At 51.4% G+C, this 22,113-nt stretch carries 23 protein-coding genes; 7 read left to right on the forward strand and 16 right to left on the reverse strand.

Features of this window, described 5'->3' with window-relative positions; genetic code table 11:
- Nucleotides 1-63 precede the first annotated feature (63 nt).
- Nucleotides 64-525, forward strand: a complete 462-nt coding sequence (locus ACFOLF_RS05910) for a DUF441 domain-containing protein (RefSeq protein ID WP_210041965.1) — start codon at nucleotides 64-66, stop codon at nucleotides 523-525.
- 58 nt (nucleotides 526-583) lie between these two features.
- On the opposite strand, the gene ACFOLF_RS05915 is transcribed toward ACFOLF_RS05910, so the two are convergent.
- The 6 genes from ACFOLF_RS05915 to ACFOLF_RS05940 form a co-directional block, all read right to left on the reverse strand.
- Nucleotides 584-1,078 carry a CcdC protein domain-containing protein gene (locus tag ACFOLF_RS05915; protein ID WP_210041967.1) on the reverse strand — a complete coding sequence of 165 codons (495 nt, stop codon included), beginning with the start codon at nucleotides 1,076-1,078 and terminating at the stop codon, nucleotides 584-586.
- 430 nt (nucleotides 1,079-1,508) lie between these two features.
- Entirely contained in the window at nucleotides 1,509-2,762 is a 1,254-nt protein-coding gene (locus ACFOLF_RS05920) for an aspartate kinase (RefSeq protein ID WP_210041975.1), read from the reverse strand.
- Between the two features lie 196 nt (nucleotides 2,763-2,958).
- Nucleotides 2,959-3,516: an elongation factor P gene (gene efp / locus ACFOLF_RS05925; protein WP_210041977.1), complete on the reverse strand. Its 558-nt coding sequence runs from the start codon at nucleotides 3,514-3,516 to the stop codon at nucleotides 2,959-2,961.
- Between the two features lie 115 nt (nucleotides 3,517-3,631).
- Nucleotides 3,632-4,705 (reverse strand): M24 family metallopeptidase, encoded by a 1,074-nt coding sequence (locus ACFOLF_RS05930; protein ID WP_210041986.1) that lies wholly within the window; start codon nucleotides 4,703-4,705, stop codon nucleotides 3,632-3,634.
- An 81-nt stretch (nucleotides 4,706-4,786) separates the two neighbouring features.
- Nucleotides 4,787-5,230 carry a type II 3-dehydroquinate dehydratase gene (aroQ, locus tag ACFOLF_RS05935; RefSeq protein ID WP_210041988.1) on the reverse strand — a complete coding sequence of 148 codons (444 nt, stop codon included), beginning with the start codon at nucleotides 5,228-5,230 and terminating at the stop codon, nucleotides 4,787-4,789.
- Between the two features lie 92 nt (nucleotides 5,231-5,322).
- On the reverse strand, nucleotides 5,323-5,913 hold the full coding sequence (locus ACFOLF_RS05940; protein WP_210041990.1) for a YqhR family membrane protein: 591 nt from the start codon (nucleotides 5,911-5,913) through the stop codon (nucleotides 5,323-5,325).
- 210 nt (nucleotides 5,914-6,123) lie between these two features.
- Here ACFOLF_RS05940 and ACFOLF_RS05945 point away from each other — a divergent pair, with 210 nt between their 5' ends.
- Nucleotides 6,124-7,089 (forward strand): DUF1385 domain-containing protein, encoded by a 966-nt coding sequence (locus ACFOLF_RS05945; protein WP_379114559.1) that lies wholly within the window; start codon nucleotides 6,124-6,126, stop codon nucleotides 7,087-7,089.
- Nucleotides 7,090-7,142: 53 nt separating this feature from the next.
- Nucleotides 7,143-7,433, forward strand: coding sequence for a hypothetical protein (locus tag ACFOLF_RS05950; protein WP_210041992.1), 291 nt, complete (start codon nucleotides 7,143-7,145; stop codon nucleotides 7,431-7,433).
- Between the two features lie 10 nt (nucleotides 7,434-7,443).
- Here ACFOLF_RS05950 and ACFOLF_RS05955 read toward each other — a convergent pair whose 3' ends face one another.
- Complete coding sequence (locus ACFOLF_RS05955; RefSeq protein WP_210041995.1) at nucleotides 7,444-8,352, reverse strand: patatin-like phospholipase family protein; 909 nt, start codon at nucleotides 8,350-8,352, stop codon at nucleotides 7,444-7,446.
- A 151-nt stretch (nucleotides 8,353-8,503) separates the two neighbouring features.
- Nucleotides 8,504-8,926: a transcriptional regulator MntR gene (mntR, locus tag ACFOLF_RS05960; RefSeq protein ID WP_210041997.1), complete on the reverse strand. Its 423-nt coding sequence runs from the start codon at nucleotides 8,924-8,926 to the stop codon at nucleotides 8,504-8,506.
- A 185-nt stretch (nucleotides 8,927-9,111) separates the two neighbouring features.
- Here mntR and splB point away from each other — a divergent pair, with 185 nt between their 5' ends.
- The gene (splB, locus tag ACFOLF_RS05965; protein WP_379114557.1) at nucleotides 9,112-10,173 is read left to right on the forward strand and encodes a spore photoproduct lyase; all 1,062 of its coding nucleotides are present in this window, start codon (nucleotides 9,112-9,114) and stop codon (nucleotides 10,171-10,173) included.
- On the opposite strand, the gene ACFOLF_RS05970 is transcribed toward splB, so the two are convergent.
- From ACFOLF_RS05970 to yidD, 7 genes are all read right to left on the reverse strand, one after another.
- Complete coding sequence (locus ACFOLF_RS05970; RefSeq protein ID WP_210042015.1) at nucleotides 10,170-10,883, reverse strand: cytochrome c biogenesis CcdA family protein; 714 nt, start codon at nucleotides 10,881-10,883, stop codon at nucleotides 10,170-10,172. The genes splB and ACFOLF_RS05970 overlap by 4 nt on opposite strands.
- A gap of 79 nt (nucleotides 10,884-10,962) precedes the next feature.
- Entirely contained in the window at nucleotides 10,963-11,769 is an 807-nt protein-coding gene (locus ACFOLF_RS05975; protein WP_210042300.1) for a metal ABC transporter permease, read from the reverse strand.
- 4 nt (nucleotides 11,770-11,773) lie between these two features.
- Entirely contained in the window at nucleotides 11,774-12,571 is a 798-nt protein-coding gene (locus tag ACFOLF_RS05980) for a metal ABC transporter ATP-binding protein (protein ID WP_210042017.1), read from the reverse strand.
- An 84-nt stretch (nucleotides 12,572-12,655) separates the two neighbouring features.
- Nucleotides 12,656-13,624, reverse strand: a complete 969-nt coding sequence (locus ACFOLF_RS05985) for a metal ABC transporter substrate-binding protein (protein WP_210042019.1) — start codon at nucleotides 13,622-13,624, stop codon at nucleotides 12,656-12,658.
- 121 nt (nucleotides 13,625-13,745) lie between these two features.
- The gene (gene metG, locus ACFOLF_RS05990; protein WP_379114555.1) at nucleotides 13,746-15,779 is read right to left on the reverse strand and encodes a methionine--tRNA ligase; all 2,034 of its coding nucleotides are present in this window, start codon (nucleotides 15,777-15,779) and stop codon (nucleotides 13,746-13,748) included.
- A gap of 81 nt (nucleotides 15,780-15,860) precedes the next feature.
- Nucleotides 15,861-16,115 (reverse strand): hypothetical protein, encoded by a 255-nt coding sequence (locus tag ACFOLF_RS05995; protein ID WP_210042029.1) that lies wholly within the window; start codon nucleotides 16,113-16,115, stop codon nucleotides 15,861-15,863.
- 109 nt (nucleotides 16,116-16,224) lie between these two features.
- Nucleotides 16,225-16,503 carry a membrane protein insertion efficiency factor YidD gene (gene yidD, locus ACFOLF_RS06000; protein ID WP_210042031.1) on the reverse strand — a complete coding sequence of 93 codons (279 nt, stop codon included), beginning with the start codon at nucleotides 16,501-16,503 and terminating at the stop codon, nucleotides 16,225-16,227.
- A 261-nt stretch (nucleotides 16,504-16,764) separates the two neighbouring features.
- Here yidD and ACFOLF_RS06005 point away from each other — a divergent pair, with 261 nt between their 5' ends.
- From ACFOLF_RS06005 to ACFOLF_RS06015, 3 genes are read left to right on the forward strand one after another with little or no spacing between them, the layout of a single operon-like run.
- On the forward strand, nucleotides 16,765-17,757 hold the full coding sequence (locus ACFOLF_RS06005; protein ID WP_210042033.1) for a Gfo/Idh/MocA family protein: 993 nt from the start codon (nucleotides 16,765-16,767) through the stop codon (nucleotides 17,755-17,757).
- 41 nt (nucleotides 17,758-17,798) lie between these two features.
- The gene (locus ACFOLF_RS06010) at nucleotides 17,799-18,770 is read left to right on the forward strand and encodes a helix-turn-helix domain-containing protein (RefSeq protein ID WP_210042041.1); all 972 of its coding nucleotides are present in this window, start codon (nucleotides 17,799-17,801) and stop codon (nucleotides 18,768-18,770) included.
- Nucleotides 18,767-19,849, forward strand: coding sequence for a Gfo/Idh/MocA family protein (locus ACFOLF_RS06015; RefSeq protein WP_210042043.1), 1,083 nt, complete (start codon nucleotides 18,767-18,769; stop codon nucleotides 19,847-19,849). Before ACFOLF_RS06010 ends, ACFOLF_RS06015 begins: the two co-directional genes overlap by 4 nt.
- Before the next feature lie 154 nt (nucleotides 19,850-20,003).
- On the opposite strand, the gene ACFOLF_RS06020 is transcribed toward ACFOLF_RS06015, so the two are convergent.
- Nucleotides 20,004-21,980 (reverse strand): stalk domain-containing protein, encoded by a 1,977-nt coding sequence (locus ACFOLF_RS06020; protein WP_210042045.1) that lies wholly within the window; start codon nucleotides 21,978-21,980, stop codon nucleotides 20,004-20,006.
- Between the last annotated feature and the right edge of the window lie 133 nt (nucleotides 21,981-22,113).

Genomic DNA, 22,113 nt, shown 5'->3' on the forward strand with positions numbered 1-22,113 from the left:
GAGTATGGACGCCGCGGCCGAAGCTTGCGGCGATGCTATCAGGTTAAAGGAGAGCATGCAGGCATGGGCGGGGAAATTATACTGGTTGTCCTGATCATTATCGGATTGATTGGCCGATCTCCAATTATTTCGACGGCAGCGTGCATACTGCTGATTGTAAAGCTCACACATTTCGAGCGGTACCTGCCTACCATCGAGCGGCGGGGAATGGAGCTGGGGCTGCTGTTTCTGACCTTCAGTGTCCTGGTTCCCTTCGCTTCCGAGCGGATTCAATCGAAAGATATTATGGGTGCATTATTATCCTGGCCGGGCATACTTGCGCTGATTGGCGGCGCCGCCGCTACTTATGTCAATGGAAAAGGGCTGGAGATGCTTAAATTCGATCCCCAGCTTATCGTTGGTCTTGTTGTAGGATCCATTATCGGCATTATTTTCATGCGCGGCATACCTGTGGGCCCTCTTATGGCGGCTGGCATAACAGCAATTTTGTTCAAAATTTTCCAACTGATCGCAAATCGCTTTTAAACGAAACGTTCTGATTCCTTTGATTTCACAGCAGTCCATGAATGAAAGCTTGCATGCTTCAATTGCCGGAGTATATGCGGCGGAACTTGATAAAGCTTCCGATGCGCCAAACGCAGACATACACATAAGCCAATACCATCGTCAGAATCGTAAATTCCGTGTAATCAAGACCCTTGAAATATTGAGACAACGCGATACGTATGACTATGACCGCGATAATCACATACTTAAAGTTTTTGTTGCGCCTGGAATAAACGAGTCCATCCTCGCGTTTCTCATAACCTGTGTGGTACAGCATAATGCTGCCAAGCCCCACTCCCAGAAGTCCAGCAAGCAGCAGCTCCCACAGCGCCGGCATCCGGAAGGGATGATCAGGTATATGAGTCAAGGATTGGATCGTGAAGCCGAATACAATGAGCAGCAGAAGAACCGGAAACAGCATGCCGATTCCTCTGTTGCGGATTGGGCGGCCCGTCCCCCGGCTTCGCAGCCAGATCACCAGCAAAATGATAACAGCAGCGAATGCATATCCCGTTAATTCTTGCGTATTCATGAGCAACCCCCTGGTAGTCGTTATTGTGTGAAATGCCAGGCATCCTTATTCCATCACAAAACAAGCCATCAAAATTCAACTAACCCCATAACATGAAGAAGGCCGCCAATCGTTCCGGGGCGGCCTTCTTCATGTTTCAAATAAACCGCCAGGGAATAACATCCTGACGGTTCAACCCAAGTAATCTCCCCAATGAATACCCACATCCCACGCGTTCTGCAGCGCCCACGTTATTCAGGGACGAAGTCCACCAGGCACCCCGGGAGTGCAGGATGGAAGTGTGTCCCGAATGGGACGTAAACGCTCCTCGCACAAAAGACACTAACACGCGGTTCTATGTAACGCCAACGTTATCTCATCCGGGTGTCCAGAGGGCCGGCGGCCCTTGGGGTCCCTCCTCAGGAGGATTTAGGGAGGGATATAGGGAGCATTAGCGCCTGTCTTGCGGTCCCCCGACAAAAGCCTGTTCCGCTGTGTCCAGTCCATAAGCGGTGTGCAGCGCCCGCACAACATCGTGTACCGGCTCGGCTGCAATGATACAGGACAAGCGGATTTCCGAGGTGCTGACCAATTTGATGCTGACGCCAAGTTTGTAGATCGCCTCGAACATTTTGGCTGCAACGCCGGGATTACTGACCATGCCTGCGCCGACGATCGAGACTTTAACCAGATTCTCCTCCGTTTCGAGCTCGCGGAAAGGCACTTCACCGCGAATGCCCTCTACTACAGCGGTTGCCCGGTCCTTATCGCCCAATCCGACTGTAAAGGAAAAGTCGGCTTTTCCATCCTGGACGCCGCTTTGCACAATAATATCGACATCGATGCCGCTTGAAGCGAGCGCGCCGAATACTTTGGCGAGCACGCCTGGCGTGTCCTCAACGCCTAAAATACTGATTCTGGCTACGTTTTTGTCATATGCGATGCCGCGAACGACAATCCCTTGCTCCATGACCGCTTCCCCTTTCACACTCGTTCCTTCGTTTTGGGTAAAGCTTGAACGAACAACCAAGCGCACATTATAATTTTTGGCGTATTCCACAGCACGCGGATGCAGGACAGCTGCGCCCAGATTCGCGAGCTCAAGCATTTCATCATACGAAATTTCATTCAGCTTGCGGGCACATTTCACAATCCGCGGGTCCGTTGAGTAAATGCCGTCCACATCGGTAAAGATTTCACAAACATCGGCATTGATCGCAGCTGCCAATGCTACAGCTGTTGTATCAGAGCCGCCGCGTCCGAGGGTTGTAATTTCACCGTCATCGGTCATTCCCTGAAAACCGGCTACAATAACCGCATGGCCCTGATCCAATGCCCTGAACAGCCGGTCAGGCTGTATATCCGTAATACGGGCTTTGCCATGAACGGACTCTGTACGGAAGCCGGCTTGCCAGCCTGTAAAAGACTTTGCGCTATGTCCGAGCTTATGAATCGCCATCGACAAAAGCGCGACGGAAATCTGCTCTCCGGTGGAAAGCAGCATATCCATCTCCCGCGCAGGGGGGCTCTCATTAAGTTTTGTTGCCTGATCTATCAAATCATCCGTCGTATCCCCCATGGCGGAGACCACGACGACCACCTTATGGCCTGCTTCCTTGTAATCGGCAATTCGCCGTGCAACACGCTGCATCCGTTCTGTGGAACCGACGGAGCTGCCGCCGAACTTCATAACTATCAACGACAACGCTTATTCACTCCCAACGTTTTTCTTATCAGCATAATAGCGATGCCTGGGCTTGAAAAACGTTTCGCATCCCGCCAGGCACTAAGAATTATACAAATTAAAATTATATCATAACGAAGCCTTCTTGGGTACAGAAAAACCGCCCCAACCGAAGCGGGACGGCCTTTTTTTTGCATCACATCAGGTGATAAGAGGCTTAAGCGCGGGAAACATACTTTCCTTCGCGCGTATCAATCAGCAGCACATCGCCTTCGTTAATGAACAAGGGAACCTGAAGCGTAAGGCCGGTCTCGACAGTAGCGTTCTTCGTAGCGCCTTGTGCCGTATTGCCCTTGATGCCTGGCTCGGTTTCCACGACCTTCAGATCCACGCTGTTCGGCAGTTGAATGCCAAGGATCTCACCTTGATAACTGGTGATGTTAACGGTCATGTTTTCCTTGAGGAAATTGATTTCCCATTCAAGCTGCTTCTTCTCAAGCTCAAATTGATCGTAAGTTTCGTTATCCATAAAGGAGTATTCATTACCGGAATTATACAAATATTGTACGGCACGATTCTCGATTATAGCGCGGCCGATCGTTTCGCCTGCACGGAAGGTTCTCTCCACGGTATTGCCGTTGCGGAGATTTTTCAATTTGGAGCGGACAAAGGCAGCGCCTTTGCCTGGCTTAACGTGTTGAAAATCAATAACCGTAAAAATATCGCCTTCCACTTCAACGGTAAGACCCGTCTTAAAATCATTAACAGAAATCACTTTTGTTTCCTCCTACGAGTTTTTAGCGTTACTTCTGGAATCATCGCTCATAAAGAGCTGAAAACTCACTTCGGAAGCATACACTTTTTGAGTTTATAGCGTATATGTAAAGCACTCATTCCAAAATCGTAAGCTCCTTCGGAGATGAGGTCAATAACGAATTCCCGGTTTCAGTGATAACAATGTCATCTTCAATCCGAACTCCGCCAAATCCCGGAAGATAAATCCCCGGCTCAACCGTAACCGTCATACCCGGCTGCAGCACGACATTTCCCGTCTTCGACAGCCTTGGCGCTTCATGAATTTCCATTCCCAGCCCGTGACCCGTTCCATGTCCGAAGAAGTCCCCATAACCGTATCTGGTTATGACCTCGCGCGCCAGCAAGTCGGCGTCCCGGCCGGTCATGCCCGGTTTGATGCCGGCAAGCGCAGTCAACTGGGCTTCCAGAACAATCGCATAAATCTCCTTATGCTTATCCGTCGGAGTACCGATGACCACAGTTCTTGTCAAATCGGAGCAATAACCATTATAATACGCTCCAAAATCAAGCTTGACAAATTCATCCCGTCCAATGATTCGCTCGCTTGCGACGCCGTGCGGAAGTGCCGAACGCTCGCCTGAAGCAACGATGGTGTCAAAGGAAGAAGAAGTCGCCCCTTTGCTTCTCATGAACATTTCCATCTCAAGGGCGATGGAGCGCTCGCTTACACCGGTTTTGATAAAACTCAGGATATGCTTGTACGTATCATCAGCCAAAGCAGCCGCCTCAATCATAACGGTGAGCTCAGCCTCATCCTTGATGAGCCGCAAGGCTTCCACTGCGCCTTCGGCCGGAACGAGCTCAATGCTGCCAAGCTGCTGCTTCCAGGAGGCATATTCTTTGTAAACGACATGATCTTCCTCAAAGGCAAGCTTGCGGATTCCCGCCGATGCGGCAAGTTCCTTGACGGTGTCCAGCATATTGAGCCCATGCTCAACAACTGTGAATGCGGCTGCCTGAAGCGGTGCCTGCGTCATATAACGAAAATCAGTAATCAGCCAGCTGTGCGCCTCTGTTATCAGGAGAACGCCCGCAGAGCCGGTAAACCCGCTCAGATAGCGCCGGTTAGCTGCGCTGGTAATGAGAATACCGTCTGCCTTAAGCCCGGAGAGCTTGCCTCTGATGCCTGCCAATCGATTGTTCGTCATCCATACCACCCTTTCAGATACCGCATGTAAAAATATAAACCAGGCCTTCTTCTAGCGCGGTGCTTACCGTGCCTGAACCAGTTAAGCCTGCTTGGTCAAATGATTCACGAGTGCATAAAAGCCCAGAACATAGCTCTGTGAGCCGAATCCGGCAATTTGGCCCAGCGCGACAGGCGCAGTGACAGAAACGTGGCGGAACGGCTCGCGTTTGTGAATATTCGACAGATGAACCTCGACAACAGGAAGTCCAACGGTGCTCAAGGCATCCCTGAGCGCATAGCTGTAATGTGTCAGCGCTCCAGGATTAATAATGATACCGTCCTCTTGGCCGTATGCTTCGTGAATACGATCAATCAACGCACCCTCATGATTCGACTGGAAGAACGAGACACCAACACCAAGCGACGCAGCCAATCCTGCAACCATCGATTCGATTTCTGCCAATGTCGTCGTACCGTATACAGCTGGCTCGCGAATGCCGAGCATATTCAGGTTGGGTCCGTTAAGTACTAGAATAGTTGCCATGATGTTCCTCCCGGCGCATAGATCAATTGCCATTTTACCACAAAGACCCTTGCTTTGAGAAGAGACAGCCCCTCTGCTTTGCGATTGTCCTGTCAGGAACCCATTTTCGACAATTTGCCGGTTGCGTTGCTTGGCTCCCGCGAGGCTTCGTCGGTGAATTCAAATGCAATTGTATAGCCTATGAACAAGCCCCAGAGCAGGAAAACCGACAGTTCGCTGACCATGCTGTCAACGCCCAGCTTCATGAAGGGAGGCGTCACAAGCAGCCACGGGCCAGCCCAGGCAAACAAGATGCCCCACCACAGCAAGCCGTAGCATAATCCGGCCCATGGCCCTCTTATACGGCCAAGAATGAGCTTGTAAATCATCGCCGCCGCCATCGAGAATACGATAAAGCAGCCTAGTCCTACGAGCTGACCCCAGCCTGTTTTGAGAAAAGACTGCAGGAAAAAGGGATCCGCCATAAAAGCAGGATTGACTTTGGTAAAATGAAACAAGTGTAACATCCATCTGGTCAGACCCCAAAAAAGTCCGGCGAAAAAACCAAGCATCATGCAATACAAAAAGGCATTGGTCCGGTGTTCTCCGTTGTAGTCTCCGGTTCGCTTGCCGTCTTTGTTCCTCTTCTGTACTTCCTCTGTTTTCACTTCGTTTTCCCCGCTGCTTGAACTTTGGTCCGGCATGGTACATCACTCCAGTCTCTCGTTGATCGATGCGGCTTCCAAATGGTAGTATGCGCCGGTTCCAGCTCTGGTAAACGATTGGCATTAATGGGATTTATGGCTGATGTGTGCCACTCGCAATCACAGCCGGAATCAAGTACAATAAGAGCTATAAAGCTCTTCATGAGAAACGGCTAAAACGCCGAAACAAAAAAGGATGGTGATTCGCCCTTGTCGCAAAATTCGCGCAATATATATGGCGGACAAGCCGTTATTGAAGGGGTCATGTTTGCCGGCAGACATGCGAACGTTACGGCAGTGCGCCGTAAGAACAATGAAATTATCTTTTATGAAGTGCCGCGGACCACAAAAACATGGATTCAGAAGCTGAAGAAAATCCCCCTGCTGCGAGGCGTCGTCGCTATTTTGGAATCAAGCGCGAAAGGCTCACAGCATTTGAATTTCTCCATGGAATCCTATGCCGAGGATGAATTGCCTGCAGAGAAAGAGGAGGACAAGGCGCAGAAGGAAGCCAAATCCGAGGAAAAAAGCGGCTGGAGCCTGAGCATGATCGTCGGCGTAGCCGTCGCCGGTATTATTTCCTTCATCGTGGGAAAACTTGTATTCACAGTCGTTCCTGCCGCCGTCGAAGAGTTGATCTTTGGACGTGCGTTCTCGAATATAATAGTACACAACCTGATTGAAGGCGGAATCAAGATCCTGTTCCTGCTCTGTTATCTGTATATTATCTCACTGACTCCCCTTATCAAGCGTCTGTTCCAATATCACGGCGCCGAGCATAAAGTGATAAGCGCTTACGAAGCCGGTGTCGAATTGACTGTGGCCAATGTTCAAAAGTTCACCCGTCTTCATTATCGCTGCGGAAGCAGCTTCATGGTGTTCTCCGTCCTGGTCGGCGTCATCGTGTATTCCTTCTTTCATTGGGATTCCATGTGGGAGCGGATTTATATCAGGGTCCTGCTTCTGCCGGTTGTGCTCGGCTTCTCTTATGAGGCGCTTCGCGTCACCAATTCCATGCGTGAGCTTCCGGTGCTTCGGTACTTGGGTTATCCGGGATTATGGCTGCAAAAGCTGACGACCAAAGAACCCAATGATGATCAGGTAGCGGTTTCCATCGCATCCTTCAACCGGATGCTCGAGCTGGACCGTCAAGGCAGTCAGCCTCAGCCTTTATAAGACGACGCTAAAGAGGTTGTAAAAAAGTCTCTAGGAAAGAAAGGGTGAAGGTCATGTCCCGAAAAATGAGTCCAATGCTTATCATCATCCTGGCATTAGTCGTTATCGGATTGGTCTCCCAGTCATTCACAAGTCCCATCCAGCTGATTATTCCGATAGCTGTGTTCGGCGTTATTTTCCTGCTTTATAAATTCCCACCGGGCGGAGCCAGAACAGCGAAGCCGCGGTCCAGAACCATCCCGCGGCGGGATCAGCAGCAGGGCAAGCCCAGAACGAAAAAAGCCATGCCGTTCCGCGTTATTGAAGGCGGCAAAGACGATGATAATTTACCGAAGTATCATTAAGCGGATTGCCCTACAATGCAGCCTGCTTGAAAAATTCAGAAGCCGCATCATAGCCTGAGTTAAACAAGGTGTCGCTTTGCTGCTTCGACAAATGAAATTGCGTTGTCCGAATGCCAAGTGTCGGAATTTTGACGGTACGCTCAATATTGCTTTTCTTGATATAACGCTCGTCATGCGCCTGCAGCATCGTCTCGAATATGGCTTGAAACATGGAGACCGGACCCCGAATGCTATGGGGTTCGGTTTCATTTTTACCTACCATCTGAAATCCTACGGTCGGAACCGGCTTCTCCTCCCCCCTCTGCTCCGTATCAAAAATCCATAACGGAAAATTACTGAGAAGCCCGCCATCGACGATATAAGCCCATGACGACAGAGAGTTTTCACGCTCCCTCGTTCTGATCCGGATCGGATCGAAGAAATAAGGGATGCCGGCGCTCATCCGTACTGCATCCGCAATGCTCAGCTTCATCGGCTCCTGTCCATAAAATACAATATCATCAGGCAGTACCAGCAAGCGGCCATTGGAAATATCAGAAGCGACAATGCGCAGCTTGCAGTGTGGCAAATCTCCGAATGTACGGATTCCCTTATTCGCCAGCAGCTCCTCCATCCATCGGGTCAAACCCGCCCCGCTGTAAAATCCGCGATGAATCAGCAGCCGCAGCGTTGGGCCGATAACGCCAATATTATAGAAAAACCCCCGCTTGAGAAAAGACCGGAAAGGCGTTTCTTCAAGCAAATCCTTAATCTCTCTGCAGGTATAGCCGGCGGCAAGCAGCGACGCAATAATCGCACCCGATGACGTTCCGGCCAGCCGGTTGAAGCTGATTCCCTGATCGACCGCAGCACAAATCGCGCCGGCCAGCGAAATGCCTTTTACCCCTCCGCCTTCAAAAACGGCATTAATGAGTTTCATAGCTTGCATGCCCCTTCCTGTATATGCCTGTTTGCCCACGAGTCTTTCGAAACTGTCGGCTTTTGGAACATATATATGCGGGAAGGCAAGTCTTAAGGCGTGGCATGCAAAAAGCCGCTCCCTCTGCAGGAAGCGGCTTTATGTTTCTTGGTTACTCGTTGTCCAGATCATTGCGTATTCCGTTAAGTTCTTCCAGCCGGTTGGCATCACGCTTGAAATATTCAACGAGGGTTTCAATGCAGGTAATGGAATCCCAGCTGAGATGATGCTCGATTCCTTCCACATCCTTGTAAATATTCTCTTCCTGTACTCCGATAATCGTCAAAAAAGATTCCAGCAGCTGATGGCGGTCCATCAGCCGCTTGCCCATTTTCTTCCCTTTGTTGGTCAGAACAAGTCCGCGATATTTCTCATATATGAGATAATTATCTTTATCGAGCTTTTGAATCATTTTTGTAACCGAGGAAGGATGCACTTCCAGTCCTTCCGCTATGTCCGAGACACGGGCATACCCTTTTTCATCGATAAGCTTGTAAATACGCTCCAAATAATCCTCCATACTGGGAGTCGGCATCAAAAAGAACCTCCATTCACCATCGTCCCGTACAGACAACGGCTGCCTGTCCGTTACTCTTAGTATCATACACCGCTCAGCCTGCCTGCCGCAACCTGTAACGGTGAACTTTCCATGTTTGTTGTCTGTCAAGCATGTGCAAACTAGGCTTGTTCATTCCCGTCCAAAGGAGGTTTATAAATCCTGTGCCTGTATCAACGACTGATCGTACGGACAGCCTTCATTCTTCATTTGTGCCCGAGCTGGTTTATTTTGAGCCCTCCGCGCTGGACTACCCCAAAGGCAAACGCATTATGGAGTGGGTAGCGGCAGCCGGAATTCCCTACCGCATGACGAACTCGCATAACCGGATAACCAATCTGCCCGGCGAAAGCGAGCTGGAGCAGTATAAAATTGCTAAAAGAACCTTGGTCGTAGGCATCCGAAAAACGCTTAAATTCGACCAATCCAAGCCTTCGGCCGAGTATGCCATACCGATTGCCACCGGCTGCATGGGACACTGCCACTACTGTTATTTGCAGACAACGCTCGGTTCCAAGCCCTATATTCGCGTTTACGTGAATATGGATGAAATTATGCAGGCGGCAAAAGGATATATTGATGAGCGCGCCCCGCAGAACACCCGCTTCGAGGCTGCCTGCACATCCGATCCGGTGGGGCTTGAACCGATCACCGGAAGCCTTCGGGAGCTGATCGAGTTCATGGCTGATGAAGAATACGGCCGGCTGCGCTTCGTAACAAAGTTTCATTATGTCGACTCCCTGCTTGACGCCCGCCACAACGGCCATACACGGGTCCGGTTCAGCGTGAACAGCAAATATGTCATCAAGCATTTTGAACCCGCTACATCGCGTTTTGAACAGCGTATAGAGGCCGCAGGCAAGATAGCACGGGCGGGATATCCGCTGGGTTTCATAATCGCTCCCATTATCTGGTATGAAGGCTGGCAGGAAGGATATGCGGAACTGCTGAGCTCGCTTGCCGCAGCCCTGCCCAAGGATGCTTCCGCGGGACTGACCTTTGAGATGATTCAGCACCGTTTCACCAAGACAGCCAAAAATGTGATTGAGCGGCGTTATCCCAAAACCAAGCTGGAAATGGATATCGACAAGCGCAAATATAAATGGGGGCGCTGGGGTCAAGGCAAATATGTTTACCCCGATGAACAGGCAAATGCGCTCCGCATGTTTATCTCGGAGCGCATTTTTGAACATTTTCCCGATGCCACTATTGATTATTTCACCTAGAACTTGAGCCAATCCGGCGTTATGCCATTCAGATAGATGGTAATTTTGGTCATCTGGTCGGTAAACAGCAGCAGTCCCATCAACAGCATGACCGAACCGCCAATCTTCATCATAATACCGGAATAACGGACAATGATGCGTGTAGAGCCGATGAAAAAAGCCAGAACGAAGAAGGGAATCGCAAAACCCAGGGCGTAAGCGGTCGTTAATTCAAACCAGGTGCCGGGCTCGGACGCGGCAAGCAGCAAAATGCTTGCCAGAATCGGGCCTGTGCAGGGCGACCAGCCTGCCGAAAAACCGATTCCGAATATAAAAGAGGCCAAATAATTGGATTTGCCCAGCTTCATATTCATCTTCCGTTCCTTCAGGAGCACTTTCGGCTGAATAATGCCAATCAGGAACAAGCCCATAAGTATAATAAGCACTGCCGATAATTGACGGATCAGCGTCTGGTATTCGGAGAACAAATCGGCAAATGCATTCGTGCCATATCCCAGCGTGTAGTAAACGACCGAAAAACCCAGTATAAAAAACAACGTGTGGGTCATCGTCCGGATGCGTACTTCCCTGCCGGGACGCTCGCTGCGCAAATCGCTTACCGATACACCCGTTATGTAAGACAAGTAGGAAGGATAGAGCGGCAGGCAGCAGGGGGAGATAAACGATGCAATACCTGCGCCGAATGCGGCCCACATGGTAACCTCAGACATGAAATTAGCCCTCTCTTAAATAAAAATGTGTGTATTCCCAAGGCTTTTGCAGTGTCAGTTTCTTATTTAAATTGTGTCGTTATGCTGCAGTAGACCTGCCTTTGAACGTTAAAAGCAGCAGCAGCACCGCAATCAGCAGCAGCACGATAGTGCCTCCAGGAGCCAAATTCCAGACTCCCGCGATCAGCAGCCCGCCAATGACAGCCAGCTCCGCAATTATCACAACAGCGATGACCGACTGCCTGAAGCTGCGGGCTATAACGAGACTGCAGGCCGCGGGAATGGTAAGCAGCGCCGACACCAGCAGCGCGCCGACAATTTTAATCGAGACGCTGATCACCAGCGCCGTCAGTATGCTGATCATAAAGTTAAAATATCGGGTTGGCAGACCGCTGACCGCTGCGGCATCCTCATCGAAGGTTAGCAGAAACAGCTCCTTGAAATGAATGCGGACAGCCACAAGTACGATTACTGTAACGACTCCAATTAACACCAGATCAATCGTATCGAGGGTGTAAATGCTTCCGAACAAGTATCCGCTGACACTGACATTGAAGCCTTTGCCCAGCGTAAACAGCAAGGATGCCAGCGCCACGCCGCCCGACATAATAATCGCTATGGACAGCTCCGCATAGGTTTTATACGCCTTGCGCAGCTTCTCGATGGCGAAGGTTGCAGCCAGCGCGAAGACAAGGCCGACGCCAATCGGATAAACGCCGATCAAAAAACCAAGCGCCACACCGGCAATCGATACATGGGCCAAAGTATCGCCAATCATGGCCAGCCGGCGAAGCACAAGGAACAGTCCCATCAGAGGCGCCGTGACTCCAATCAGTACGCCTCCGACCAAAGCCCGCATAAAAAACTCGCTTGTTACAATATCCAACAACCTAAACGCCCACTTTCCCTCTCTCCATCGAATCACGCAGGCCCTTTAAGCTGTGGGTCAAATTCGTTTCCCCGCAATTTTCCAGCTCATGGGAATGCTTCACATAGAATTTCAACTTTCCGCACTCGCCCTTGGGCTCCTGACCCAGATAAGACCGTATCATCTCCATATCATGTGAAACCATCAGGAAAGTAATGTTATGATGCTGATGCATATGCTTGATGAGATGAAAAAAATCCTGCTGCGTCTCGGAGTCGATGCCCACCGTAGGCTCGTCCAGAATGAGCAGCGCCGGATTATTGATCAGCGCTCTTGCCAGAAATGCTCGCTGCTGCTGGCCGCCTGACAGCTGACCGATTCGTTTGGCCGCTAAATCCTCTATATTCATGGCGTGCAGCGCTTCATCGCATTTGATTTGATCGGCTTTGCTTACCTTGCGGAACAATCTGCTGCCGCTGTACAGGCCCGATAACACTACTTCGCGGACCGTCGCCGGAAAAAGCGGGTTAAAGGAATTTTTCTGCGGCACATAGCCGACACGGCTCCAGTCCTTGAACTCCTTGACCGGTTGGCCAAACAGCTTGATAGAGCCGCTGCCCGGCTTCAGCAGGCCGACGATCATCCGCAGCAGCGTTGTCTTGCCCGCTCCGTTGGAGCCGATCAGGCCTACAAAATCCCGCTCCTGAACGCCAAAGCTTACATCCTCCAGCACGGGCTTGTTCTCATAGGAAAACGAGATATTCGACAGTTCAATCACATTCTGATGGCAAAAGCTTGGTTTGCCCTGTTCCAATTGCATTTTAATCACTCCCCAATACCGCCTAATGCCGCCTTCCGATCCGGAAAATATCCAGTCATCCCGCTGCGGGGTAAGCTCCTTCTACTATTGTAATGCTTGCAGAAGATTTTGCAAATTAAGCTCCATTAGCGAGAAATAGTCATCGCCCTTCTTCTCCTGCTCCGGCGTAAGGCCCTCCAACGGGTTCAGCACCATCGTTTCGGCATCCGCTTCCCTCGCCAGCGTCCGGGCAAGCTCATCGGAAACGAGCTCCTCAAAAAAGATATATTTGATCCCGTGCTCCTTGACAAATTTCGAAATTCTCAGCAAATCCTGCGCTTTGGGCTCCGCATCCGGCGACAGGCCCATAACGGCCACCTGATTAAGACCATAATCGCGCGCCAGATACCCGAATGCCTGATGAGAAACCACGATATCCTTGCTTGCCGCGGCAGCCAGCTTCTCTGTATATTCATCATCAAGCGCAGAAAGCTTATTCGTAAGCGACGCATAATTCCCCTCGTACTTCTTTGCATGGCTCGGGTCCGCTTCCACGAGATGATCGCGAACGGTTCCCGCCATCAGGATCATCGATTTGGGACTAACCCATGTATGAGGATCGAATCCGCCTTCATGGTCGTCATGGGCTTCTTCTTCTCCCGCATGCTGACCATCCGCTGCTGCCCCCGCCGGTATCAGCTTAATGTCCCGGCTTGCAGCCACTGTAACCAGCTTGCTGTCCTTGGACAGCCCTTTGAGAAAATCATCCACCCAGCCTTCAAGTCCCGCTCCGTTATAGAAGAACAGCTGCGCTTTGGATACCGTATCCAGATCCCGGCTCTTCGGGCTCCACTCATGCGGTTCGACACCGGCAGGGATCATATTAATGACATTGGCTTCTTCGCCGCCGATCTCCTTGGCCAGAAAATAAAGCGGATAAAAGCTGGTGACAATATTGACCTTATCCGCCACCAGCTTGCTTCCCGATCCGGTGCAGCCCGTCAATAAGAAGACGATTGCCGCGGTCAACAGCAAAATATGGCTTCTATAATAGTATGATCCTATCCGTATCATTTCCAGACACCCCAAGCCTAATATTCGTAAACATTACTGATAGATTATATAGACGAAGATACAGGGCTGTCAATGACAAACCGCCTGGCGCGGGCTGCACCAGGCGGTTTGCTGTTCATCGTTATTTCACAATTGAGCCATTCTTCATATTGTCCGGCACAGTCGCAAGCGTCAGCTCGTCGCCGTGCGAAGCGGCCAGGATCATGCCCTGCGACATTTCGCCGCGCAGCTTGACCGGCTTCAAATTGGTGACGCAAATCACTTTGCGGCCAACCATCTGCTCCGGCGTATAAAATTTCGCAATGCCCGAAACGACCTGCCGCTGCTCATACCCGAGATCCAGCTGCAGCTTCAGCAGCTTGTCGGCATTCTTCACCGGCTCTGCCGCGATGACCTCCGCCACGCGCAGCTCCACTCTGGCGAACTCGTCAATGGCAATTTCCTCCTTGGGCTCAGGAGTCTCCGGCTGCTCTGGCGCACCTGCCCCTGACGATTGGCTGCCGCCGCTGCCCGCCTGCGCCTGCGCATCCGGCCCCTGCGGCGCTGCTTCAACTGCAGCCGGGGCTGTCCCGCCGTTCATCGCCGCAGCGATGAACGCCGTTTCTTCTGCCGCATCCAGGCGCGGGAAGATCGGTCCCGCCTTCCGGACTCTCGTCCCCCTTGGCAGCAGTCCAAACTGTCTCGTGCTGTCCCATTCTGTGAGCGTTCCGTCCTCTATGCCCAGTTGGCGGCGAATCTCGATCGGCGAATTCGTCAGGAACGGCTGCAGCAGGATGGAGATGATGCGCAGCGATTCCGCAAGATGATGCATAACCGAAGCGAGCTCGCTGCGTTTATCCGGGTTCTTGGCCAGCGCCCACGGCTGGGTTTCATCAATATATTTGTTCGTCCGGCTGACAAACTGCCAGATAGACGAGAGCGCCACGGAGAACTCCATCCGCTCAATGGTTGCTTCCACCTGATCGACGGTCGCAGCCGCCAGGTCCGATAATGAAGCGTCAAAAGCGGTAACATTCCCTTCATAGCCGGGGATTTCACCATCAAAATATTTCTCGATCATCGCTACAGTCCGGTTCAGCAAATTCCCAAGGTCGTTGGCCAGATCGAAATTGATCCGCTCCACGAAGCCTTCCGGCGTAAAGGTCCCATCAGCGCCAAACGGCACTTCGCGAAGCAGGTAATAACGAAGCGCATCAAGACCGTAACGGTCGATCAGCGTGACGGGATCCACGACATTGCCTTTGGATTTGGACATTTTGCCATCCTTCATGAGCAGCCAGCCGTGGGCAAATACCTTCTTCGGCAGCGGGAGATCCAGCGCCATCAGAATAATCGGCCAATAGATCGTATGGAAGCGTACGATCTCCTTGCTCATCAGATGCACATCGGCCGGCCAATACTTCTCGAATTTGCTGGAATCCGGTGTCAGGTAGCCCAGAGCGGTAACATAATTGAGCAAAGCGTCAATCCAGACATAAATGACATGCTTGGGATTTCCTTTGACCTTGATGCCCCAATCATAGGTTGTACGAGATACGGCCAGATCCTCAAGACCCGGCTTGATAAAGTTATTGATCATCTCGTTCTTGCGCGATTCCGGCTGAATGAAATCCGGATTTGCTTCATAATACACAAGCAGTCTGTCCACATAATTGCTCATTTTGAAGAAATAGCTCTCTTCCTTGACCAGCTCCACCGGCCTGCCGCAGTCCGGACATTTGCCGTCAACCAGCTGGCGCTCCAGAAAGAAGGATTCGCATGGGGTACAGTACCAGCCTTCATACATGCCCTTGTAGATATCCCCCTGCTTCAGCAGCTTGTCGAAGACTTCTTCCACAACCACTTTATGCCGCTCATCCGTGGTCCGGATGAAATCGTCATTGGAGATGTCGAGCTTCTTCCACAAATCCTTGATCGTCACCACAATGTCGTCAACAAACTGCTGCGGGCTCTTGCCCTTTTCCTGCGCTTTGCGCTCAATCTTCTGTCCGTGCTCATCCGTTCCGGTCAAGTACCATACATCATACCCGCGCAGCCTTTTGTAGCGGGCAATTGCATCGCCTGCTACTGTGGTGTAGGCATGGCCGATATGGAGCTTGTCGCTCGGGTAATAAATCGGCGTTGTGATATAAAACGTTTTGTTTGCTTCGCTCATCTGAATGACCTCCTTGTAAATCTGCTTCATCTCTAACCGCACTGCCGATGAAACTGTAGCCTGAAAAACACAAAAAAAGCCTCATCCTCTATGGGACGAAAGCTTGTCGCTCACGCGGTACCACCCAAATTCCTTTCCCCGAAGCAGACCGGGAAAAGCTTCATTAGCGCCGTCCATTCGCGGACAGGCGTCTTGGGGCCGATAACGCTGCCGATGCGCCGCCCCCTTGCCGCAGCTGACTTTAAGCTGACGGTTCGAAAGCAGATTCTCCCGGACCATTTTCTGCAGGATGCGCCTTGCCGGCTTCCACCTGTTCCGGCTCTCTGTAAAGGGCATGCACTGTGTACTTATCCGTTCATTGAATATCTGATTTGATGGCTGTTCAACAAGTTGATTTTTTGACCCATGAATTCATTCCTATTACAGGAGTTTCTCTTGAATCAAACTATACCGAATCCGGCTTGCGGATGTCAATAGCGCCGGGTACTCGTCGGGCTTCAAGCTCTTCTCTCGTTGGCGGAACATGGTCAATGCCGCCGGGATGAAACGGATGACAGCGGCAAATGCGCTTGGCCGCAAGCCAGCTGCCGCGCAAGGGACCGTGCTTCTCGATCGCCTGAAGAGCATATTCCGAGCAGGTCGGGTAAAATCGGCAGGTGGGCGGCTTTAGCGGAGAAATAAACTTGCGGTAGGCTACGATCGGTGCTTTTATGACTCTGCGCATAGGCTTGCTCCTCCTTATTTTATCCCAACGTTATTCTTCCATAATGACGGAAAAAGGGCTTTGCGTCAATTCAGACGGAGGCCTCCGCTGATGATTATGACCAAATGTCGTAATTTTGCAGTTCAATTGTCACCTAAACACATTTTAGACCGTTTTCATTTGTGTTAGTGTAGCGTTGTGTCGCATAATTAGAGGATGAAAAACTAAGAATAGACGACACAACATCTGGAATCAGATGCATATATGAGGAGGAATTAGACGATGATCCGCGTTGCTATGCTCAGCTATTGGCATGTACATGCCTGGGATTACACCAAACAAGTGCAAGAAAATCCGGGTACCGAAATCGTTGCAGTCTGGGACGAAATTCCAAGCCGCGGCCAGGAAACCGCCGACAAGCTCGGTGTTCCATTTGTCGCTGATTTGGATGAAATATTGGCAAGAGCCGATGTTGATGCGGTTGTTGTCGATACACCGACGAACATCCATCGTGACGTTATGGTGAAAGCGGCCCGTGCCGGCAAACATATTTTCACCGAGAAGGTCATTGCCCCTACATTGAAGGAAGTCAACGAAATCATCGCAGCGGTTAAAGAAGCCGGCGTGAAATTGACCGTTTCCCTGCCGCGCCTGAATGACGGATACACATTGGCCGCACAAGAGGTTCTTGCCAAAGGGCTGCTCGGCGAACTGACCCAGGCGCGTGTCCGCTTGTCCCATAGCGGCGCAATCGCCGACTGGCTTCCTCAGCACTTCTACAACCTTGAGCAATGCGGCGGCGGCGCTCTGATCGACCTTGGCTGTCACCCGATGTACCTTGTCCGCCTGTTCCTTGGCCTGCCGCAGAGCGTAAACGCAACGTTCGGTTATGTTTCCGGCAAAGAAGTAGAAGACAATGCAGTGGCAACGCTGCGTTACGAGAACGGGGCAGTCGGCATCGTGGAAGCCGGCTTCGTCAACAGCCATTCACCTTTCTCAGTAGAAATTCACGGTACTGAGGGTACCCTGCTTTATGGATTGCCGGATGAGGTTGTCCGTGTCCGCAGCAACAAGCTTAATAAGGATGAATGGGTGACCATCGAAATGCCAGCAAGACATACGGCTGCATTTGACCAATGGGTGGAGCATATTCAGAATGATACGATCGCCGAGGAAAACATCGGTCTGGCCATCGATCTTACCAAATTGATGGAAGCTGCCAACCTCTCGGAAGCCCAGAAGCGCCAAGTAAAGCTCTCCGAACTGGCTAACTGATTGATCCGCGTTTGAAGTTCAGGGAAAGGACTGGTGATGGAATGGCAAAGCCGTTTGCTTACGCGCTGATGGCCGAGAAAATGGATGCGATCGACCGGCTGGATATTCAGTTCCGCTGGGGCGGATACGGCTTTCGCGTCCATCGCTGTCATTTGACCTCCTTTCCGGCAGGCAAAATCATCCGGTTCCACAAGCATTCGGAATATGAATTTCACTTCATACCCCGCGGCAAAGGGACAGTTGTTCTGGAAGACGGCTCCTTTCCCGTACATGAAGGCCAATTCTATCTCACAGGTCCGAATGTGATGCATCAGCAGGAGGCCGACCAAAGAGAAGCGATGGATGAGCTGTGCCTGCATATCGACATCGTGCCTCTTGAAGACGGAGAAAATGCGCAGTGGGGCGAACGGTGGGAGCGGCATGAGGCCCGGATGTGCATTCACGCTCTGGACGCCCTGCCTCTGGCTCCCCTGACCGATCAATACAATGCCATGGCATGGTTCCTGACCGCCTACAGAGCCTGGCATGAAGGGCAGCCCGGCGCATACTCCACCATCAAGCAGGCGGTTATCCAGATCCTGCTGCGCGCTTCCCGCCTGTCATCAGAACCTACGGTGACCTTCGAGCCGCCCAGCCGCAATATGAATGAGCACCGGTTCAAGATCGCCACGCAGTTTATTCATGACAATTACGCCTCCCCCCTTACGCTGCAGGAGGTCGCGGAACGCATCCCCATCAGCGGCCGCCAGCTGCAGCGGATTTTTCGGGAGCAAGGCGCGGAATCGTTCAGCGCTTATCTGGAAAACTACAGGCTTAACCAGATCTGTTCGGCAATTATGGAGGGTGCAAGCCCTATCGACCAAATTGCCTTGGAGCATGGCTTTGCCAGCGGCAATTATCTCTACTATGTGTTCAAGAAAAGATTCGGAATGACACCCAAGCAGTTCAGGACCCATCAAGCGGCTGTCGATGCGTCGAGGCCGGAAAACAAAGGAGATCGGAACCACTTATGATTAAAACCGTTCGAATCGGCATTATCGGCAGCGGCGGCATCGCTCACGCCCACGTCAGTCAATACAAGAAGCTGCCCGATGTGGAAATTGTCGCGGTTGCAGATGTTGTGCCAGGCAAAGCGCAGCAATTCATCGATTCGCTTTCCCTCGAGAATGCGCAGCCTTTTGAAGACCACCGCAAGCTGCTTGAATTGGACCTGGACGGCGTCAGCATCTGTACACCTAACGTCTCGCATCATCTGACAACTGTGGACGCCCTGCGCGCCGGCAAGCAGGTGCTGCTGGAGAAACCAATGTCGGTTACCTTGAGTGAAGCTGTGGATATGGTCCAGGCTGCGCGGGAATCCGGCAGCATGCTGACCATCGGCTTCCAGCCGCGCTATGACCCCAATATGAAGCTGGTACAGGATATTGTGCAATCCGGAAAGCTTGGAAAAGTCTATTATGTGGAAACCGGCGGCGGACGCCGCAGAGGAATGCCAGGCGGAACGTTCATCCGCAAGGATCTGGCAGGAGCCGGGGCGATGGCCGATATCGGGTGTTATTCGCTGGATATGGCTCTGAATGCGATGGGCTATCCGCGCCCATTGACGGTATCCGCTTATACATCCAACCATTTCGGCACCAATCCTCTGTACCATAAGGAGGCCGACCGCTTCCAGGTTGAGGATTTTGGCGTTGCCATGGTCCGCTTCGAGAACGATCTGGTGCTGCAGTTCAAGATTTCCTGGGCGATGCATATGGACTCGCTGGGTTCGACCCTGTTTCTGGGGACGGATGCCGGCCTGAAGGTCGAGCCCTTCGGAACCGGCAACTGGTCTGGTGTATGGGACGGCAAGGTTGGCAGCATGACGATGTTCCATGATTTCATGGGTCAGCAGACATCCACTCCCGTACCGGTGATCGAGCATTCCAAAGAGCTGTTCTTCGAGAAAGTACGCGATTTCGTCGATGCGGTCCGCGAAGGTCTGCCCGCCCCGATTCCCGGCGAACAGATCCTGATTCAACAGGCTATTATCGACGGCGTGCTCCGCTCTGCCGAGTTGAAGCGCGAAGTGTCCATTGAGCTTCCTTACTGATCACTCAGCTTGATACAAGTGAATACGTGAAATAACAAGGCCTGCTCCCCTTGCAGATTCATTCTGCTTGCGGGAGCAGGCCTTGTTAACTATAAAGAAAGAGGCGCCCATCTCGGGGCGCCTCCTTCTTTTGCAGCTATTTAATACGAATTATCTAAAAGCGCTTGGCAGGCAGTGGCAGAAACAGCATGGCGATAGGCAGATTGCTTCCTGCCGCAATTGTAAATACAATTTCAACCGATTCGGCGGAATCGCCTGTTCGGTACAACACAGCTGCGTCTCCGTTGCCCCTTAGAGCGCCGGTGTTCGTTGCCTGAACCACTTGACCATTGACAATGAAGGCGCCGGTATACATGCCGCCCCGGGGGTTAAGCGCGATCAGGGTATGAGGAGCCACATGCTGCAGCCTCATTTTGTACAGAACGCCGAAGTTCCCGGTATTGAGCTCGAGTTGTCCCGTAACCTCGTCAATTCCATCCGTATAGGAGTCCATTGTACGGTCGCCGAGCATAATGCGCTCCGGCACCTCGCCCAATGTATCGGACATTTCAATAGCCCGGTTTGCTTTGTTGAAGGTACCGCGGACATGAACATCGTTGCGCTCCATAATACTCAGGTTTGGCATCTCTTGAATCGGGTCTTTGCCGGAAGCTACGACCACTACGCGGTAGGTCAGCTCTTTGTCCGCATACAAGTCCGCGTAAGCAGTAAAGACATCGCTTTGCTTCAAGGCAACCTTGGATATTTCCGGAAGCAGAGTAACGGATTGACCCGGCTTGATCGTGGTAGTCGTCGGCGCCGGGTTGGCGACCAATGAATTCATATAACGCAGAACCGCCATCTTCCCGGACCGATCCACATGCGGATCCGGCCCGCCAATACCAACCGACCCTGTATTTACGTTAACCGATGAGTTGTTATTATTGGTCGCCACAAGATAGATCTTAACTGGATGTCCGATACTGTTCACATTATGGAACATGAAGCGAACCTGCCCCGTCAATTGCGATACATAGGCAATACCTTCATTCAGAAGAATTTCGGGACTGTTGCTTCTTACAAACTGGGATCCCTCATCTTGAATTTTGTAAGGCAGTGCAGGAAAATTCAGCACCGAACTGCCGTCAATCGGAATCATATCGCCAACTTTTTTGAACAGCTTGTTATATTCATCCTGCGTATAAAGCACTTCGCTCGTGACGTTGATCGTTTGCGTGATGGAATTGGTCAGTCCTTTGGAGTCTTCCACTTCCAGTGTGACTGTCTTTGGTCCCGCCTCGAAAAACACTTCACTGTTGCCGGTCCAGGTTCTACGGACGATATCATTGTTATCATCTGTGCTCAGGTCCGTATAATTAACCTTCTCGCCGATCCGGTACTCCGGCTTCTCCGTTGTGAAGTTTGCGACCGGAGGCATATTCTGCGGTTTAACCTCAATCGTGACCGAGTACGGATCACTCCACAAGCCGTTCACATCCTGAACCTGCCTTGTAATGGTGTAGGAACCGGCAGTTGGGAAAACATCCATTCTTCCGGTGTAATAGTCCTGCACGTAGGGCTGTCCGCTCGGGTTGGTAGATTTGTCGATATAGTTCACTGTCGTCTCCCCGGCAATGATTTCGCCCGGCTCGACGGCAAAATCCGCCGTAGGCTGCTTGAGCACATTCCAGGAAAGCGTAATTTGCTTGCCGCTTAAGACCAATGTGCTCTCAGCCAGATTCGACCATGTCCGGACCGGAACCATCAGGGAACCGTTCAGGATATAGGGTGCAATCGCAATCTTGACAGGCAGGCCGTCACCATAGACAATGGTGCTGCCGATTTTGAAGATAAGATCATGGTAATCGTTAGCGGCCGTAACTTCTTTGGTAGCCGCGTTATAAGAGACCTTGTAACCGTAAAGCGCGGAGATGGAGCTCAGCGCGATGAATGTTGTACCATTTTGCAAAGTAACCGGCTGCACCGAATTCATGGTGACGCCATTATGGACCATTACCTTGCTGTTCATTTGCAGAATGAGCTGATCAGACATTTCTCCTGCAGCCGACACGGTTGAATTGGAAACGTTCGCAAACGGCATGATCAGGAAAGATAAAATAAGCAGCCATTTTAATGATTTAAACGATTTCATTCTCTATCTCCTTCAATTCTCTGAATTATGTCAGCCCCTTCGCCAGATTCACCCCAAGCAAAAGGCCACCAGCAAGCTTTCATGACATGTTTAACGCTACGTGTCAGGTAAAAGTTGCGTGAGAATTGTAAAC

This window comes from Paenibacillus sepulcri, assembly GCF_042647105.1.
GTDB classification, from domain to species: Bacteria; Bacillota; Bacilli; order Paenibacillales; family Paenibacillaceae; genus Paenibacillus_Z; species Paenibacillus_Z sepulcri.

Bases quoted from the DNA above. Each gene is read 5' to 3' on its own strand.
- ACFOLF_RS05910 (WP_210041965.1), top strand. From the start codon at position 64: ATGGGCGGGGAAATTATACTGGTTGTCCTGATCATTATCGGATTGATT.
- ACFOLF_RS05915 (WP_210041967.1), bottom strand. From the start codon at position 1,078: ATGAATACGCAAGAATTAACGGGATATGCATTCGCTGCTGTTATCATT.
- ACFOLF_RS05930 (WP_210041986.1), bottom strand. From the start codon at position 4,705: ATGACGAACAATCGATTGGCAGGCATCAGAGGCAAGCTCTCCGGGCTT.
- aroQ (WP_210041988.1), bottom strand. From the start codon at position 5,230: ATGGCAACTATTCTAGTACTTAACGGACCCAACCTGAATATGCTCGGC.
- ACFOLF_RS05940 (WP_210041990.1), bottom strand. From the start codon at position 5,913: ATGCCGGACCAAAGTTCAAGCAGCGGGGAAAACGAAGTGAAAACAGAG.
- ACFOLF_RS05950 (WP_210041992.1), top strand. From the start codon at position 7,143: ATGTCCCGAAAAATGAGTCCAATGCTTATCATCATCCTGGCATTAGTC.
- ACFOLF_RS05955 (WP_210041995.1), bottom strand. From the start codon at position 8,352: ATGAAACTCATTAATGCCGTTTTTGAAGGCGGAGGGGTAAAAGGCATT.
- mntR (WP_210041997.1), bottom strand. From the start codon at position 8,926: ATGCCGACTCCCAGTATGGAGGATTATTTGGAGCGTATTTACAAGCTT.
- ACFOLF_RS05970 (WP_210042015.1), bottom strand. From the start codon at position 10,883: ATGTCTGAGGTTACCATGTGGGCCGCATTCGGCGCAGGTATTGCATCG.
- ACFOLF_RS05980 (WP_210042017.1), bottom strand. From the start codon at position 12,571: ATGCAATTGGAACAGGGCAAACCAAGCTTTTGCCATCAGAATGTGATT.
- ACFOLF_RS05985 (WP_210042019.1), bottom strand. From the start codon at position 13,624: ATGATACGGATAGGATCATACTATTATAGAAGCCATATTTTGCTGTTG.
- metG (WP_379114555.1), bottom strand. From the start codon at position 15,779: ATGAGCGAAGCAAACAAAACGTTTTATATCACAACGCCGATTTATTAC.
- ACFOLF_RS05995 (WP_210042029.1), bottom strand. From the start codon at position 16,115: ATGCCCTTTACAGAGAGCCGGAACAGGTGGAAGCCGGCAAGGCGCATC.
- yidD (WP_210042031.1), bottom strand. From the start codon at position 16,503: ATGCGCAGAGTCATAAAAGCACCGATCGTAGCCTACCGCAAGTTTATT.
- ACFOLF_RS06005 (WP_210042033.1), top strand. From the start codon at position 16,765: ATGATCCGCGTTGCTATGCTCAGCTATTGGCATGTACATGCCTGGGAT.
- ACFOLF_RS06010 (WP_210042041.1), top strand. From the start codon at position 17,799: ATGGCAAAGCCGTTTGCTTACGCGCTGATGGCCGAGAAAATGGATGCG.
- ACFOLF_RS06015 (WP_210042043.1), top strand. From the start codon at position 18,767: ATGATTAAAACCGTTCGAATCGGCATTATCGGCAGCGGCGGCATCGCT.
- ACFOLF_RS06020 (WP_210042045.1), bottom strand. From the start codon at position 21,980: ATGAAATCGTTTAAATCATTAAAATGGCTGCTTATTTTATCTTTCCTG.